Source organism: Arthrobacter sp. 2MCAF14, assembly GCF_052115645.1.
In the GTDB taxonomy this organism is placed as follows: domain Bacteria; phylum Actinomycetota; class Actinomycetes; order Actinomycetales; family Micrococcaceae; genus Arthrobacter.
The window spans coordinates 1-1,109 of record NZ_JBFRHB010000104.1 but is presented as its reverse complement, the minus strand read 5'-3'; the positions used below and the strand labels follow the sequence as shown (position 1 = coordinate 1,109).

Annotated in this window: 1 protein-coding gene; it reads right to left on the bottom strand. The window is 67.7% G+C overall.

Annotation, left to right across the window (positions count from 1 at the left end):
* Positions 1-3: 3 nt before the first annotated feature.
* Positions 4-1,109 (bottom strand): ISL3 family transposase (locus AB4074_RS24785; RefSeq protein WP_441415747.1); only part of this gene is annotated, 1,106 nt, incomplete at its 5' end.

Here is a 1,109-nt window from a genome sequence, read left to right as displayed (position 1 = left end):
GGCTCATCGCATTTGAGGGTGTAGCCGGGGTCTGAATCCGCCGGTCTCGAGGAGTGATCGGGCGATGTAGTTGGCAAGGTTCCGGAAGCCGAGGGCGGAGCCGCGGAGGTGTTCGAGCCTGCCATTGAGCGCTTCCGTGGGGCCGTTGCTGGTGCCGGGCCGGTCGAAGTACGCGAGCACGTCCCCTGCGCGGCGTTTCAGCGTCCGGCCCAGCGTAATGACCTCGGTCAGCGCAGCGGGAACGCCGGCACTGATCGCGCCGATCAGTGCTTGCATGAGCTCTTTGCCTCGGGTGCCGTCRGGTTCGCGGTACGCGGCGATGACRCGCTGGTAGATACCCCAGGTCGCTTCGACTTCGGCATGGTTGTCCGCAASGAACAGGGCCTCCAACCTGTCCTTCTGCTTSYCGGTRAGCAGATCGTGCCCGGTGTGCAGGGTCCGGCGGGCTGCGTAGAGCGGATCCCCGGACCGTCCACGGTGACCAATGGTCTGCTGCTGGACRCGCTGRCGGCACCTGTCCAGGGCATCGCCGGCAAGCCGGACGACRTGAAACGGGTCCATGACCTCGACCGCGTCCGGGAGCTCTTCGGCGGCTGCGGTCTTGAACCCGGTGAACCCGTCCATCGCAACGACCTCGATCCCGTCCCGCCACGCTTTCGGCCGCTCGGCAAGCCAGGCCTTGAAGATCTGTTTCGAGCGGCCCTCGACCATGTCGAGCAACCGTGCCGGGCCGGTCCTGTCGCGGACCGGGGTGAGGTCGATGATGACCGTGACGTACTTGTCCCCGYGCCGGGTGTGCCGCCAGACATGCTCATCGACGCCGATCACGGCCACCCCGTTGAACCGGGCCGGGTCCTCGATCAACACCCGYTTGCCCTCGGCAAGGATCGCGCTGTTCGCGGTATGCCAGGACACGCCCAAGCCCTCGGCGACACGGGCGACGGTGAGGTGCTGGCACACGATGCCCTCCAGCGCCCAGCGCAGCCCGCGACGGGAGATCTTCGCCCGGGGCTGCGCGGCTTTGGAGATGTCCTGCCGCCACACCCGACCGCACCCGGTGCACTTGTAGCGGCGGACCCTCACCAGCAGCGTCGTGGGCCGCCATCCCA